The sequence below is a fragment of the Catenovulum agarivorans YM01 genome (assembly GCF_000281085.1).
Lineage (GTDB): Bacteria > Pseudomonadota > Gammaproteobacteria > Enterobacterales > Alteromonadaceae > Catenovulum > Catenovulum agarivorans.
This window is the reverse complement of record NZ_JH767530.1, coordinates 116,602-132,943: the sequence shown is the minus strand read 5'-3', so window position 1 is coordinate 132,943 and position 16,342 is coordinate 116,602. Positions and strand designations below refer to the sequence as shown.

14 protein-coding genes are annotated in these 16,342 nt (G+C 38.7%); 5 read left to right on the top strand and 9 right to left on the bottom strand.

All coding sequences use genetic code 11. The features are described 5' to 3' along the window. Positions 1-88: 88 nt before the first annotated feature. Genes WSC_RS0113855 through WSC_RS0113845 form a run of 3 tightly spaced genes read left to right on the top strand, consistent with a single transcriptional unit; the run spans position 89 to position 3,716 of the window. Complete coding sequence (locus tag WSC_RS0113855; RefSeq protein ID WP_016956539.1) at positions 89-1,525, top strand: tetratricopeptide repeat protein; 1,437 nt, start codon at positions 89-91, stop codon at positions 1,523-1,525. A 60-nt stretch (positions 1,526-1,585) separates the two neighbouring features. Further along, positions 1,586-1,960, top strand: coding sequence for a BlaI/MecI/CopY family transcriptional regulator (locus WSC_RS0113850; protein ID WP_016956538.1), 375 nt, complete (start codon positions 1,586-1,588; stop codon positions 1,958-1,960). 4 nt (positions 1,961-1,964) lie between these two features. Then, positions 1,965-3,716, top strand: a complete 1,752-nt coding sequence (locus WSC_RS0113845) for a M56 family metallopeptidase (protein WP_016956537.1) — start codon at positions 1,965-1,967, stop codon at positions 3,714-3,716. Positions 3,717-3,803: 87 nt separating this feature from the next. Here the strand turns inward: WSC_RS0113845 and WSC_RS0113840 are convergent, their stop codons facing one another. The 8 genes from WSC_RS0113840 to WSC_RS0113805 form a co-directional block, all read right to left on the bottom strand. Then, positions 3,804-4,262: a DUF4265 domain-containing protein gene (locus tag WSC_RS0113840; protein ID WP_016956536.1), complete on the bottom strand. Its 459-nt coding sequence runs from the start codon at positions 4,260-4,262 to the stop codon at positions 3,804-3,806. 47 nt (positions 4,263-4,309) lie between these two features. Continuing rightward, positions 4,310-5,602: a hypothetical protein gene (locus WSC_RS0113835; RefSeq protein ID WP_016956535.1), complete on the bottom strand. Its 1,293-nt coding sequence runs from the start codon at positions 5,600-5,602 to the stop codon at positions 4,310-4,312. A gap of 35 nt (positions 5,603-5,637) precedes the next feature. Then, the gene (locus tag WSC_RS0113830) at positions 5,638-6,459 is read right to left on the bottom strand and encodes a substrate-binding periplasmic protein (protein ID WP_157447293.1); all 822 of its coding nucleotides are present in this window, start codon (positions 6,457-6,459) and stop codon (positions 5,638-5,640) included. 197 nt (positions 6,460-6,656) lie between these two features. Further along, positions 6,657-7,145, bottom strand: a complete 489-nt coding sequence (locus tag WSC_RS24265; RefSeq protein WP_016956533.1) for an EF-hand domain-containing protein — start codon at positions 7,143-7,145, stop codon at positions 6,657-6,659. 88 nt (positions 7,146-7,233) lie between these two features. Then, positions 7,234-8,619: a sensor histidine kinase gene (locus WSC_RS0113820; protein ID WP_016956532.1), complete on the bottom strand. Its 1,386-nt coding sequence runs from the start codon at positions 8,617-8,619 to the stop codon at positions 7,234-7,236. Further along, positions 8,612-9,295: a response regulator transcription factor gene (locus WSC_RS0113815; protein WP_016956531.1), complete on the bottom strand. Its 684-nt coding sequence runs from the start codon at positions 9,293-9,295 to the stop codon at positions 8,612-8,614. Before WSC_RS0113815 ends, WSC_RS0113820 begins: the two co-directional genes overlap by 8 nt. Positions 9,296-9,373: 78 nt before the next feature. After that, positions 9,374-11,296 (bottom strand): alpha/beta hydrolase family protein, encoded by a 1,923-nt coding sequence (locus WSC_RS0113810; RefSeq protein ID WP_016956530.1) that lies wholly within the window; start codon positions 11,294-11,296, stop codon positions 9,374-9,376. Between the two features lie 89 nt (positions 11,297-11,385). After that, on the bottom strand, positions 11,386-13,449 hold the full coding sequence (locus WSC_RS0113805) for a methyl-accepting chemotaxis protein (RefSeq protein ID WP_016956529.1): 2,064 nt from the start codon (positions 13,447-13,449) through the stop codon (positions 11,386-11,388). A gap of 148 nt (positions 13,450-13,597) precedes the next feature. Between WSC_RS0113805 and WSC_RS0113800 the strand changes: the two genes are divergently transcribed. Together WSC_RS0113800 and WSC_RS0113795 are read left to right on the top strand one after the other, a co-directional pair. Continuing rightward, complete coding sequence (locus WSC_RS0113800) at positions 13,598-14,374, top strand: IclR family transcriptional regulator (RefSeq protein WP_016956528.1); 777 nt, start codon at positions 13,598-13,600, stop codon at positions 14,372-14,374. 42 nt (positions 14,375-14,416) lie between these two features. After that, positions 14,417-14,782 (top strand): hypothetical protein, encoded by a 366-nt coding sequence (locus WSC_RS0113795; protein ID WP_040394571.1) that lies wholly within the window; start codon positions 14,417-14,419, stop codon positions 14,780-14,782. Positions 14,783-14,859: 77 nt separating this feature from the next. Here the strand turns inward: WSC_RS0113795 and WSC_RS0113790 are convergent, their stop codons facing one another. After that, positions 14,860-16,335 (bottom strand): sulfatase family protein, encoded by a 1,476-nt coding sequence (locus WSC_RS0113790; RefSeq protein WP_237716315.1) that lies wholly within the window; start codon positions 16,333-16,335, stop codon positions 14,860-14,862. Between the last annotated feature and the right edge of the window lie 7 nt (positions 16,336-16,342).

Sequence of the window (16,342 nt, the reverse complement as noted above, 5' to 3'; positions counted from 1 at the left end):
ATTTGTTGACGCTTCTTCACCTAAACACTACATTTGTAGTTAATTAAAACTACAAATGTAGTTGTGTCATATGGATGAGGAAAACAACATGAATAACTTTACTAAAAACCTAGTTGCAGTTTTAACACTAACCTTGCCTTTTCAAGCATCAGCTGTCGATTTATTAAAGGCCAACGATTTTTTCAAAGACAAAGAATACCAACAGGCCCTTACGCTTTACCAACAGGGTGCTAAGGTAGGCAGTGCTCATGCATATTACCAACTTGGTATGATGCACCTAAAAGGACTGAGCGTTGAAAAAGACCTCACCAATTCATTTTTATACTTTGCTTTAGCGGCCGAACAAAATTATGCTCAAGCACAAGACATTTTAGACTCGATGTTGGTGGGCCTTGAGCAACAACAACTCAACATAATACAAACCTCGCTAGAACAGTTTAAACAAGAGCAAAAGGCTTATACGTCTAAATACCTACCTGAAATAATTGAAGAAAATTTAGCGTATAAAGTTACTTTTGGCGGGCAACCTGCGCTTGAAAAGAAATTTTTTGTTGATGTTCCAGAAATGGATACAGGCATAGGATATGGCTACAGTTATTCCGAATGGGGCTCGTCAGGCGGCGTAATTATTAGTAAACCTTCTTTTTTAATAGTAGAACATGACGTTGCAACCGATGGTTCAGTCAGAAATATCAGCAAAATACAAAAGGCTGGTTTAACCAGCCGCTATATGAACGACTACAAGCTATTCCCGCTAGCCCAACCTCAATTTAAAGGCCAAGCGGTTGAATTTCCAACACGCGTATTTATGGGCGCTGCGGCAACTGATAATTTTGAATTAGCAGACCAATTACCTCGGTTATATGGCAGTATTAGAGCAATTGTCCGTAAAGCAGAAAACAGTAACAGCCTGCATGACCAACACCAATATGCCATGGCTATGGTTAATTTTCCTTGGTTAGAAGAGCAACCAAATCAAGCAAAAACATTATTAAAATCGCTCGCCCAGCAAGGCCACCCAGCTTCTATGTATGAGTATGGTTTTAAGTTGTACACAGAACAAAAGGATATTCCTGAAGCAGTTAAGTGGATAACTGAAGCGAGTAAATACGGTTTAGCTCGAGCAGAGTATCGATTAGCTAAATTGTTAACTTCTAGCCCTTGGGTTAAAAAAGATGAGAAAAAAGCACTATTTTGGTTTGAGTCAGCCATGGAAAAAGGCCATGCAGCAGCAACTTTGCATGCAGCTAAAATAAAACTAACTGCTGACGATGAAACCCTGCGAGATGTTGAAGGTGCAATTGAATATTTAGCTATGGCACAGCAGTCACAAACCTTAAACCCTGAGTTTTTCCACCTATTAGCGATTTCTTACAAAGACAGACCAGCACGCGACTTTAAATTAGTAGTGGAGAATTTGGAGCGTGCCATTTTTATGGGTAGTCGAGCTAATTGGGATGTATCTGAATGGCAAGCACTATTAGCCGAGTTTACAACAGGTAATGTTACTATTAGTGCATCTTAAACACATATTTAACTGAGTTTGTCGGTATACTGCCGCAAACTCAGTAAATTTAGGAACAACATGAAATTAAGCGATTTTGAATTAGACGTAATCCAGTATTTTTGGCAACAGCCACAATGCTCTGCGAAACAAATTCATCAATGGATTAGTGACAGCAAACCTGTGGCCTACAACACAGTAAAAACCATAGTAGATAGGTTAGAAGAAAAAGGCGCAATTGAGCGCATTGGCAAAGACGGCCGAGCTATTATATTTCAAGCAGCCATTAGCCAAGATGAACTAACGCCAAGTGCAGTGCCTAGCTTTATTAAACGATTTTTTGGTGGCAAAGCCAGTGGGTTAATCGCCCATTTAATTGATGACGACAAACTGTCGGACGATGATATTGCCTACCTTGAAAAATATCTTAAAGAGAAAAAACAAAACAAAGGTTAAAACAATGGACTATATAATCACCAATCTTGCAATTACGCTTGTAATGTTAGCAGCGGTAAAAAGCATGGCAGATGCACCGGCAAGAATACAGCTTTCACTGCTGCTGGTTGCGCTATTTGGTTGGTTTATTCCTTGGCATGCGGTTGAAATAACACTGGTAAATAACATTCAACTTATACCAAGCAATATAGATTATATACTGCCAAATTTTGATGCTTTACTTGAAGCAAATAAAGCGGCGGCGCAGTTTGAAAGTTCGCAAACATCAGCCAGTTTTTATCAACAAACACTGCAAACAGTTTATAACATTAACTTTAGCGACTTCTTTCTGCTTGCTATTGGGTTTGGTTTAACTTGGTTTTTGCTCGATATTGTTCGTTACCGTGCTTATTTAGCTAAACTCAATAAAACCGCACAAAACGCTAACCAAATTTTAGTTAATCAAAACTATAGTCAGAAGCTGCTATTTAACCGCCAGATACAACTACAAATTTCGCCGCTTGTACCAACGGCAATGGCAACTGGTACATTAAAACCGGTTATCTGGTTAAATAAAGAGGCGGTTAACTCTGCTGAGCTCAACTCAATTTTATTGCACGAAATAACCCACTTGGAAAAATTTGATCCACTGTTGAAATGGCTCACACAACTAGCCAAACGAATATTTTTCTGGAACCCGCTGGTGATTGTTTTATTGAAAAAAATTGATCTACTGATTGAGATGCGCTGCGACCAAAATTGCTTTGAGATTAAGCGCGAGCAATACTGTATCGACCTTGCACAAATAATTCTCAATAGCCAACAACAGCTAAAAAAATTAGATGTAAACGTAAGTGGATTTACCTCCATTAACAATCAAGCAAACGCAAATATAACTCGCCTAGAGTCGTTATCTAAGGAAAAGCCGATGAAAATGAAATTTATTGCGATAGCGACCTGCAGTATCTTATTTAGCTCGATTGCTGGGGCACACATAAATAGTGCAACCACAGCCAAGTTTAGATCTTTCCCAGAATCAATAGATTTACACCAGTTTGCATTAGACACTAAAGCACGACGTGAAAATGTGCAAAAACTTAAGATTTACCTACCTGAAACGGAAAACAATTCCGCATACAACACACAAATGAAACAGCTTGTTGAATTGAGTGAAAACGCTTTGACACCAAATACTAACGAGCTGAATGAAATAGTTCATAACATTGAATCTTGGTATGCCAACAGGCAGCAACTGAGTCCTTGGCAAGAACAGCGAATTAAATTACATACTTTTTCGATTCAACACTTTTTACTACAAAAGCAGCGAAAAAATGCTGAAATAGTAACCTTAACCAACACTTTATTTGGCTCGCTTGAGGCATTGCCACAAGCTTATAGACACAGAACAGCAAGCGCGCTAATGCATCAACAGCAAAACGAGCAAGCTTTAAACATATTAGCTCAATTTAACTTTGACGACGCTAAGGTTGCCATTGGTAATGTTATCCTAACGGTAGATGCTTATATGCTGCAGGGTGAGTATGAAAATGCTCTGAATTTGTTGGATAAACGCTTAGCCCTACAGCCAAACAATCAAGACTTAGTTCGTCTACTTACAGTTAAGTATCAAGTACTCAATTTTATCGGTGACCAAGCCCAGGCTGATGAGATAAAACAAACACTGGAAAATCAATATAATGTGAACCGGGTAAAAACCCGAGATTTTGCTAATCACCCAGTGCGTCTGCATTGGGCACCAGTGTTGGATCATATTTAGCAGTTGTTTGAAGCAAATTGGGAGTTAGATAGGTAGTGTTATCTGATTGATTTATCGTGGATAAATTCTGGTATGTGGCAGTGTATGCTATGAAGTATTCTTTTTCCACCAATTGAGCGGCTTATTATTTGCGTCATAAACGTTGCCATACCACCATTTAGAATCTGGTACTTTGCGCATTATGTTTTTCATTGATCTTTCAATATTGCCAAAATTTGTTTGTGATAAATCAACCGTCCAAACGCATGCATGCTTTACACCACCGTCAAATCTGGAAGGCAGCGCTTCGAACTCCGACATAATGCATTCCATATAATTTGCCAGTTCATGCTTACTGTACAGTTTTATCGAAACACTGCCACCTCGATGAACAACTTCAAATTCACCTGATGATTCATTTGTTATTTTAATGCTATCACCAGCTGCGATTCCTTCAACTAAACCTGGAGAATATAGAATCATATATTCATTGCTTCCAATTTGTTCAACTTCAACTGGTTGAGTTTGGTCTTCGCTACCTTCTACAAACAAATGAATATGTCTCATAAAGAATACGCCTCTAAAACCAGCAAAATCAAAATAACACTATTCAACTAAATAACCTTGCTCGCGTTTAGTCGTTTGTTTATAAATTTTCGGTATCTTTGCTGATAACGCTTAAGAGCATTGGGATATATTTGCTGTTGAACATCCAGCATATTTAATGCTTTCTGGTATTGCTTTAAGCCGGAATAACAAGTGGCTTTACCATATAATACAAGCGCAGATGCTCTACCCAAAAATATGCTCAGTTGTGATTGCGACAAACACTGCTCAAATTGCTTTTGTTTGTGCGACGCTCTTATATTTTTATAATATTCGGCGTCTTTCAATATTTTGCTGTATCTAGGCTGGAAGTCTGCTGCGTTTTGCGCTGTATTTACTGTGTCTTCACTAGGCAAAAAGGCATCGTAGTAACCCGGAGCAAATAAAGGTTCTTTTGTATCAGTATTGACCTCATATTTATTGAAATTCTCAATTACTTCCGGCAAAGCCCATGCAGCATTTTTGCTCAGATAATTTAAAAACAGATCACGTTGCACCTGTTTACCACCCCACCTGGTATATAAGGAAGATGCATAAGTATTAATTAAACGCCGGCTGTTAGGGTATTTTTCAGCCGCACCATAAAACCAGTTATGGCTCAAATACCAACTGTTAAGTTTTGAGGTCAGGTTGATTATTTGCAGCATAACTAAGTTTTGTTTGTTGTCAGCTAATACACTAAAAGCATCATTTCTGGCCATAGTGGCTAAATGCCTAGTGGTATTTATATTGCCCACTTTTGTTTTATAAACATAACTATGTCCACGAATTAACCATGCAAAGCTGTGCAAATAAGTAGCTCTGGCCATAAGCGAATAAGGCTTAGAATGCGCCACCCATTTGTTTAAATGTTCAAGGTCTTGCTCGTACGCTAAGTTAAAACTGGCATACGCGGCAAAAAGTGCGTCTTCATTTTCTAGCGTTTGATTGGCCTCATACTGCTGTTGCAATTGAGCTAGTTCAGCATTGAGTTCGCCAAATTGATGATTCCTCAATTTGCTAATTAAACCTATGGTGTTTTGTGTCGCTTCATCGTAATCAGCAACATTCAATTGCTCAACATGCTGGTATCTTTGCAGAGGAAATTTTTCGCGAATTACTTTGTGATGATATTCAGTTAAGGTTAAGTCAGTTTTAATTTTATTGGGTATCACAAGCTCAGCAAAAGGTTCGTTTTGTGCTTTTGTATATCTAGCTTTAAAAGATTCAATTTTGCTAGCAGTGGAATTTGATTGTGTTGTTTGGCAGGCCATAAGCACTGTGCCCAATGTGAGCACAGATGCTAGTTGGAATAATTTCATTATCTCTCCATGAATATTACTGGGGGTGGTTCAGGTTATATACTGCCTGTTACATCAAATATTCTTTGATTTTGATTGTTCATATAAACTTCAGCTGCTTTGTATTCGCTGCTCTGTTTTAACAGGGCATCAAAATCGCCTGATTCAATTGCTCTCAATAAAGCAGTTTCGACTATATTAGCCAGTTTCACATTATCTTTTTTAACGTAAAAATAGCTGGTGAGTGGTAATTTAATTAATACATTTGGGTGTACAACTACATCGGTAATATTGTCTTGCGCAGCCCATTTGTCGACCACTTTTTGCGCTTTAAAAATAGGCGTTAAATAGTAGTCGAAACGACCACCGTCTAGCATGTGAGCAAAACTACCACGTAACGTTGATACCGCGTTAAACGAATTAGCTTCAAGAATTCTTCGCGTGACCGATGCTTTTTGTACACCTGCTTTGTATGCTTTTAATTGATTAATGTCGGTGAGTGAATTGAAACGATGTACGTCTGACTTGCGCACAATTAAACCTGTTACCCCTAGTACATCTTGATCAAGCGGTATGGTTACTGCCCTCATTTCTTGTTCAAGCTCATCATTTTTTGGTGCCCACATCAGGTCTAAATTGCCAACATCTATCATACTAATTTGCTGACGACGATTCCCTACCTCGACTTCAACCAACTTAATATTGTGTTCCGGCGCATGTTTAACCAATACTTTTAATAGATCCACTTTATAAAAATGTGCAGGGTCTGAGGCTTTTGGAATAGTAATTTCTAAAGCATAGCTTTTGGTTGCCAAAACAGTCGCAGCAAGCAAACCGGCAACTTTAATCAATTTAACCATGATATTTGCGTATTTCATTTGTAGACCCTCAATTGGCTTTATCAAAAAAAGCTCTCTAAACCACCAACAATAATTTTCAGTCATATTAAGTCATAAAAAATCCAAAAACAACATCAAAAATAAACATTTTTATAACAAGTGAAATGCAAATACAAAAAAAGCGTTACTGCTCAAGGCTGTAACGCTTTATTGGGAATACGTCTATTTGTTTCAGCTTATTCAGCGGCTTTGTTCTCAGCGCGCTTTGCTTGAAAATGCTCTTTAATTTCTTGTTTGCTGACAACACCATCTTGGTCAGCGTCAAATTTAGCGATAAATTCAGCTTTCACTTCAGTACTGTCTAATACACCGTCTTTGTTTACATCTTTTTTCTTGAACATTTCACGTGGGTGATGGCCAAAAGGTTTTTTACCTTTTTTTGGACAATGTTTAGGACCTTTTTTACCTTTGTGCTGCTCACGTAATTCAGCAAAATCAACCTTGTCTAATTGACCGTCTTGGTTGCTGTCCAAACCATTTAAAACAGTAGTTGCATTGCTAATTTCGCCAGCGTCAATTACACCGTCTTTGTTTGTATCAAATAATTTGTGAATTGGGCTAACGCGCTTTTTCTCTTTACCTTCAGTGCCTTGATTTGTTTCCGCATGAGCTGAAACTGCTACAGTTAATAATGATGCTAAAATTGCAGTGCTTAATATTTTCATAAGGAATACCTCTTTGTTTAGTTGACGAGGTCAGTTTATAAAAAGCAATATGAGCAGAAGATGAGGAAATTATAATGTTTTTTAGTCTTTACAATTCTTTACAAAAAACTTTAAAAATAATTTTTTGTTGGCCACTTTGTTGTTCACTCAGTTCAACAGTCAGCTTATAACCCAATAATTCAGCACTGCGTTTTGCAATTGATAAACCCAAGCCAACATGCTGTTGCTGGCTGCGCGCCTGTTCATGTCGCCAAAATCGTTCAAACATTTTGTTTAAATCATCTTGGGTTAAGCCATTACAATTGTTACTGATACTCATGATTTTAGTAGTTGCGGTGATCTCAATTTCCGATTGTGCCGGTGCATAGGCAATGGCATTACTAATTAAGTTTGCCCATAAAATATGTAATAAGTTTTGGTCGCAACTTAAGGTTAAGTCTTCATCTTCAAAGTTTTGCTGTATCAACAACTGTTTTTCACCTATTTTTTGCTGATGCAGCTTGATGATTTGTGCCAGCATAGAGCTGAACACAACCGAGTCAATTTGTAATTGGCGAGCATCCGAGTCTAACCTTGCTAACGTGAGTAAGGTATCAACCATGTTCTGCATTTGAATGCTTAGTTTTTCAATATCGGCAAAATCATCATTAACATTGTCGCTTGGCCATTTTTGCGCGACGTCAGCTGTTGCACGAATGGCAGCTAATGGTGTACGCATTTCGTGAGCTAGGTCATTACTGAATTGCCTTTCACGCACAAAACTATCATCAAGCCGTTGCATCAAATCATTTAGTTTATTAATAAACGGTTGAATTTCAGTAGGTATTTGTTCACTTTCAAACCTAAGCGCTAAATTGTCAGCGTTAATATTAGTTGCGTGAATAGCTAACGAAGCAACAGGATTGAGTGTTTTGCGTATAACTAGGACAAGAATAAGCGCAAATAATCCACTTAACCCAACACCACCTAAAACCAACCATTGCTTGTAAGACTGCAATTTAGCCGTTAATAATGCGTCATCTAATGCGACCGTTATAATCATTCTGTGACGCATTCGCCGCTCTGGAATAGGCACATTACGAATATAAAGCTTGGTGTCCGCTTTGAGCAACTGACTGTATATATTTGGGCCAGGCTGCAAAGCAAAGTTCACCTCACCCATAGAATCAGATTTCAGCAAAACGGCTGAACTTTGGCTAGTGACCTGATAGTACAGCACATCAGTGGTTTGCTCTTGTGCGATTTCCTCTAATATAGCCGCTAAATTTTCACTAGAGAATCGCTTTTCACGGCTTTCAAGTGAGGGCCGAGTTAATGCTGACCTAACTTGGTTGGTGATCAAACCTAGCTGATCATCTAGCTTTTCGTAAAGGCGTGTTTTTTCAACCTGATATAAACTGGTTGCGGCAAGTGCATACAAGGCAATAAAGCTTGGCAGTAACCAAGCAAGCAGTTGATTTCGCAAACTATTCAATTTCAGGTTCCTGTAAAGCATAACCCATGCCACGTTTAGTTTGGATCAATTGAGGTTGGGACTTATCAGTTTGAATGGCTTTACGCAATGCATATATGGCCGACTCTACTACGTTACTCATGGGATTAACGTGCTCATCGTAAATACATTGCTCTATTTCTGTGCGTGAGATCACTTGTCCTTTTCGCAGCATAAACAGCTCTAACAAGGCAAATGACTGCGGGGACATGGTTAAAGCTTTGCCCGCTCTAGTAACGGTGCGAGCGCTGCGGTCAAGTTGTAAATCGGCAACCGTCAAGTTTGAAGATGTGGCTTGGTACCGCCTGCGGGTTAATGCCTCTACGCGTGCAAGTAACTCTTCTATGGCGAACGATTTAACCAAATAATCGTCAGCGCCAATTTTGAACCCTTCAATTTTGTCGTCTAGTTGATCAAGCGCGGTTAAAAACAGAATTGGTACATCTTTTCCTGCTTGGCGAATTTGCTGAAGTATTTGTTTGCCATCCAGTTTGGGTAACATAATATCGAGTACAATGACGTCGTAGTCGTATTCAAGCGCATGCCACAAACCATCTTCGCCATCCCCAGTTTGGTCGACCGCATATTTATTGGCTTTAAAAGCACGCACAATTGATTTTCTAATTTGATCATTATCTTCAACTATCAATACTTTCATTTTATTCTACTTTTAAATCACATATTAAAACGCCCGCAATGAAGCAGGCGTTTTGGCTATCTTGCCTTCAGTATATACCTACATATGTTTTTGTAAAAACGCTTCGATCGCCTGTAACGCTTGGATGCGAGTATGTGCTGAGCTTAAATAGTGATCTTCTTTGCTTAAACGCACAAATGTGACGTCTTTGTCTTCATCTTCTAATTCGTCGTTTAAATGATAAGACTGTGTGTACGGCACCACAGTATCTGCAGCACCATGAATTAATAAAATTGGTGCTTTAATATTTTTAACATAGTTAATCGGAGAAATTTCCTGCAGCAATTTTCTACCTTGGTCAACCGAGCCAATAACATCCCCCCAGTACCTGAGCACCCAATGATCTTTGCCGTATTTATCTTCATCTTCGTCTAACATAGATTCAACGTCACTTACGCCGTTTATTGAAATTGCGCATTTATATAAATCTGGGGTAAATGCCGCTCCAGCCATAGCTGCATAACCTCCATAACTCGCACCAACAATACATACTCTGTCTGGGTCGATTTGGCCTTTTTCGGCTAAATGATTTATCGCATCAGTCAAATCATCCTGCATTTTTTTGCCCCATTCACCACGGCCAGCCAACACATGTTTTGCACCAAAACCTTCAGAGCCTCTAAATTGTGGTTGAATAACCATATAACCTTTTTTCGCAAAATATTGCGCCAACCAATAAAAGCCAAATCTGTCGTAAGACTCAGGTCCACCATGTGGCAGCATAATCGCAGGATGTTTTTTAGTTTTGGCGGCTACTGGATAGGTTAATAACGCTGGGATTTTTAAACCGTCGCGAGCTATGTATTCATATTCAATTACTTTAGCCACCTGCTCTGCTGGTATATTTTTACGTGCGCTTTCAATACGCGTAAACTGGCTGCCAGTATTAAGCAAAAATTCGCCAGCTAAACCTTCACCTTGTATATAAAAAACAATATTGTTCCAGTTCTCATCATAGTCACTGATAGTGAAACTGTACTGCGGCATGCTACCTAGAATAGACTTTACTTTAGCATCCAGTTTTTTATCGAAAAAGCTATAACTAGGTTTAAATCCGGAGTATCTAACGCCAGCAACAATCCGGTTTACATCTGATATAACAGACTCAACATCAGCATCATCGCGCGAGAAGATTGGCGCGGATATTTTGCCATCGTTCAGCGACATCGTGTAATAACTATCCCGGCCATTTTTGCCCGACGTTAACATTACAAGTTCTTGTCTGTCTGGCGTTAAACCAACAAAACTTTTGTAACGGTATGGTACAGTTTCAGCGAATATTTCAACCCATTCATCGTCTCGACTAACTTCAACTGAATGTTTATTGCTGCGGTTGTCATATTTTTCACGTACATACGGTTCACCTTTTGCGTCAACAAAATAATCAATTACAGCATGATTGCCCAAAGCATGTGTTCTAGGTTTTGGTCGTCTTTCTAACTTTACTTTCATTAAGTTAAATGGCGGTAACTCATTAGAACTTTCGCCAACATAAGCTGGCATATAGACATATTGCAGATCAGGTGAAATACCAACAATTCGACCTAAACCCGATTGCCCCATATAGATCCTGTCTCCCGGTGTGAGTAACTGCCCCAACTCTTTTTCAGCAACATCAAATACAAATGCAGTGCTAACATGATGTTTACCGATAAAACCAGGCAAAACCTTATAACTGGAAGCAACCAGAATTAATTTGTCTTCACTGACAAAGTATAAATATTTTGGGTTAACCTCTTCTGCATTAATCGCACCTACTACCTTATTACTTTTAAGATCCATCACCACAATTATGTCGCGATCGCCATCTGTTGTTCGATAAGCAATGCGCTCGCCACTTGGTGAAATCCGCACCAAGCTTACACTTTCAAGTGCGCCATATATTTCTGGATCGGATAAGCTTGTTTTAGCAGTTGCGAATTGGCAAAAAAGCGTCAAACAAACAATGATTAGTCTTCTCATATAATTTCCTGATTAAATGTTATTTTTATTTCCTCGGACTACAATTTGCGGTTGTTAGTCCATACCCTTGCATTCACAACATTGTTATTTTATTTGAAATGAAATACTGAAATATTCTCCAATAGGCTTTCGCCGTTACGTGATAAAGATTGAATCGATGATAAGGTTTCACGACTTTTTTGATGCATTGCATCTGAGTCGTCTTTAATGGCATGAATGCGCTGATTTATTTCATCCGCAACATTGGTTTGTTCTTCTGCTGCTACCGCTATCTGGCTCGACATATCGGTTATTTGGTCTAATTCCGACTTAATCACTGAAAAAGCCGAAGTACTTTTCTCAACTATAGTGACTGCAGCTTGTCCATTTTTTTGTAAAGACGCCATTTTACTAGCTGCTTGCGAAGCACCATTAATAAGAGCCTCAATTTGCTGTTGTATTTGGCCAGTCGACTCCTGCGTGCGTTTAGATAAACTGCGTACTTCGTCTGCAACTACTGCAAATCCACGCCCCATTTCACCGGCACGAGCGGCTTCAATGGCTGCGTTTAATGCAAGTAAGTTAGTTTGCTCTGAAATACCTTGAATCACTTGCAACACGTTGCTAATTTGTTCTGCTTCATCATTTAAGTTAACGACTAATTTGCTGGTATCACCCAACTCAACAATTAACTCATCTATAGTCGCTTTGGTTTTATTTGCATCTTGTTGGCTAGTCACAGATACATCATAAACACGTTTAACAGTTTCTGAGGTAGAAGATGCCATATTAGCAACTTCGTAAATAGTAGATGTCATTTGATTGACCGCAACCGAAATGCTCTCAGTTGCTTGCTTTTGATTGTCAATCAACTGCATAGATTCGTTCATTGAACTCGATACTCGCTTTGAGATACCGTCGAGCGAAACAATTTTCTCACGTACATTCGATAAGGTACTTTCAAAAGTAGTGATTAACGAATTAAACGCATGACCAACCAAACTCAACTCATTGGTGCCATCTATATGGCTGCGCAAAGTCATATCTTTGGTTGATGCTAATTTCTGTAAATCAGCCATGAGCGCTTTAAGTGGCGAATTTATACTCATGATTATTTTAACCGACAACAAAACCAACGTAATCACCAAGAATGTGATTAAACCAATCAAGTTATAAACTTGTGTTTGCGCTTCTTCGATTACACGATTTTTCGCTAGCTCTATATCCTGTAAACTCTTATCAATGACTCGCTCGTAACCTGTACTAATTTGCCTACCCACTTCTAACCATTCTTTTTCGTTTAAATCGATTGGTTTATCTATGTAATCTGCAGTTTTTCGGCGAATGTGTTCATATTTGTTGATAGCTTGTTGGTAAAAATTTTGTTGACCAAGCTGAGTGTTAAAGTAGTCTACCGTTTCTGGGTTAGAGAAACGTACAAAGTTATCTAAGTAAGACGCTTCTAACGCGGCTCGTTTCATTAAATCGCCATAGAAATTCACGGTCAAAGTGCCGGTTATACCTCGATAAACAGTGCCAACTAAAACAAGGCCGCTGTCTTGTGCGTAAACCAAATTTTTAAACGCGTTTGCAAGCAATGACAATTTGTCATTTTTTGACGCTAACAAGACCACTTGGTTGGTGCTAAATACCAAACTATCAACTATTTTTTGAAAACCCAGTCCTGTCCAAGTGTACTTACCTTCCACTTGCATCTCTGGGGTATTTAACTTTTTCTTTAATCTTTGAGAAGCCAATGCACGCACATACTCTAGGCGGGTTAATGCTTGTTTTACGACTTCAATATCAGCAACAAGTTGCTCAAATCGGGCAAACCTTTGTTTATCGTCAATGAACATACGGTAACTTTTTAAAGCACGATCGACAGGTATTCTGGCATCTAACATATCTTGTTTAAATTCAAGACCGATAGGCTCTTCTGGACTACCTGGCCCTAAATACATTTTGGTATAGAGCAACTCTTGCTGAATTGCCGAAAGCAATGGCGCTGCGGTATAAACGTACTGTTGCAACACCTCTAGATCTTCTGCTTGTTTTAGCTTTAGTTGAGCATCATTCAACTTTTCAGAGGCTAGTAAAACGGTTACGACCAGTGGGACCATAACCAAGGCAACAATGCGTGTTTTAATTTTAATCCGGTTAATAAACTTCATATGAATAAACCTAACAACAATCAACTGACCATTATTGAAATAATTTGACGATTCATGAGCAATAACGTAATCTTAACAACTGAATTTGAAATTGTCACTTTTGTTAAACATAAACCAGTGAGAAATTTTCAACTATTGAGGCATATGAATGAACGACTACCTTATCCCCAACCTTAAAAATGCTTGTAAAATTCTGGTTATGTTGGCAGAAAGCGATAGGGGTTTATCTGCATCAGAAATTGAAAATAAGCTGGATATGCCACACACCACAGTATTTCGCATTTTAAAAACACTGATCCATGAACAAATGGCATCAAAACAAGGCAGATATTATTTTGCAGGTAATAGTTTATTGAATATCGGCTTGCAAATGGTATCTACTAACAAATTACGTGAGAAAGCTGTGCCGGTATTACATCAGCTATCTGTACTAACAGGCTTCTCATCACACCTAGCAGTACCCAGTGGCTACAACTCACTAATTATTGAAGTATGTGACAGCCCTCGGCCAACCAAAATCGCTTCGCGTCAAGGAACACTGGCACCTTTACATTGTTCAAGCACAGGCAAAATATTTATGGCGCACCTTTACCACAATAAAATTGAGGATATTTTTAACGAAATTGGCTTTGCCAAGCGTACTGATAAAACCATAACAACGGTTGCTCAAATTAAAGAAGAATTGAAAAAAGTAGTCGCTAAAGGTTATGCAATGGATGAGCGTGAATATACCAACGAAGTACGGTGTTTAGCAGCACCAATTATTGACTATAGAGGCAATGCGGTCGCTGCAATCGGCATTACCGCACACGTAACCGATTTTACCCCAGATTTAATTCCAAGTATCTCAAAAATCGTAAAAGAAGCAGGCACTAAACTTTATTACAAAGCAGAGCTTAATGCATCTAAACCAGCTCACGCTTAATCTATATTTTTATTAGTTAGTTATTCAAACAAGGAATTTTTTATGAAGTTTTACCAATTGTCGTTATGTGTAGTGCTTTGTGGCTGCTCGTCTATGAACTACAATCCATTCGCAGACGAAAAAATATCAAAAGCACCCATTTGCCAAAGTAATTTACAAACTTTAGTAGAGAATGATTCGTTTATCGAAGTTAAAACACTAGTAGACAAAGAGTGTAACAACATTGTTGTGCAAGGTTGGGTCAAAGGAAAAATCAATAATTCGTTCGATAGACGCTGCAAAGCTTCTTACCAATATTTGACTGAAAGACCAGCGCTCGAAAAAGTAGCTAAATCATTTTTACAAAATGAATGTTACACCGAAAATCCTAACAAATTTTATTGGAAAACCAGCGTGAAAAATGGTTAAAAACCTTTGATTTATAAGTACTACATATAGTCAGGTGCAACTTGAAGTTACACCTGACTAATTAACAAGTACCATTGTTAATGGCTATTCGGATAAGTCCCTCTCGCTTTCACTTCTGCACTTCGAGCATCTTCATATTGATTGATATAACCCGCGAGTTTTTGCGCCATTTGTTGTTTAACTTGCGTATATTCGGCTTTGTCAGCTAAGTTATATTGTTCGTCTGGATCGTCTGCTAAATTGTACAATTGCACGTGATCATGTTTATAAAAATCAACATATTTCCATTGTTCACTACGTACACCAGCCATAGGTGGAATTAAAAAGCGTTTCGGTTGATACATATGCTCAAAAAAGAACTCGTCACGCCACTCTACTTTCTCTGTTTGTGTTATCAATGGCAATAAGCTTTGACCTTGATAAGACGCTGGAGCAGCAACACCTGCAAAATCCAAAATAGTTGGCGTGATATCTATATTCAGCGCCAATTTTTCAATTTCTTGCGTATCGGCTTTTTTGTTACGCGGGTCGTATATAATGAGTGGCACACGCAAGTCTTCTTCCCAACCAAACCATTTTCCGGCGAGCTGGCGTTCATTCATTGCGTAACCATTGTCACCGGTATAAATAATAATGGTATTGTCGGCCATGCCTTGTGCTTCTAATGCCTGGTAAATCATGCCAACAGCTTTGTCAACACTACTAATTGCACGATAATGGCGTTTAGTCATTTGTTGGTATAACTCAGGGCTGCCAAATCTAAACTGCCAACGCACTCTTGCTGCCGATTGTTGCAACGGCTCAGGTAGTGCTGCAAAGTCTGCATCAGTTGATAATTTAGCAGCAGGAATTTCTACATCCTGATACCAAGACTCAAACTCTTCAGGGTAATGGAATTGTAATTCTTCATCTCTGTCGTGCGCGTGTGGGTTCCAAAAGTTAACTGCCATTACCCAAGGTTTATCAGATGACTTCGACTGACTAATAAAGTCTTTAGCTAGCTCTGCAATATAATAAGTTTGTGGTAACGCTTGGCCTTTATAAGTTTCAGTTTTTGCTTGCAATAAAGGTTTAAAATAATCAAACCTGTCACTGTCTTCGCCCGACAGTTTAATTTCATATTTGCCGATAAACGCAGACTGGTAGCCGTTTTCTTTTAAAATGCGTGGATAAACAAGTGCTGATTCTTCAACACCTGTGGCTGGCTGTTGAAAGGTAAAATCATGCGTTCGCTCAGTTAACCCAGTTAAAATACTCACACGGCTAGAGGCACAAATAGGTGTTGTGACAAAGGCATTTTTAAACACTGTACCTTTATCTGCTAACTGGTCTAAATTAGGGGTTTTAATAATATCGTGATATTTGCCAATTAAATCCCACCTATGATCATCAGCTAAAATAAACAGAATATTTGGCCTTTCAAGTGGTTGCTGCTGTGTTTTCTCGTCAACTATAGGCTGAGTAACAACTGGCTCTTGAGTGCAAGCAACTAGGGTAAATAAGCCAGCTAGTGCCGCACAGTGTTTTAAATAGGGTTTGAGTAAATTCATCATATCTCGC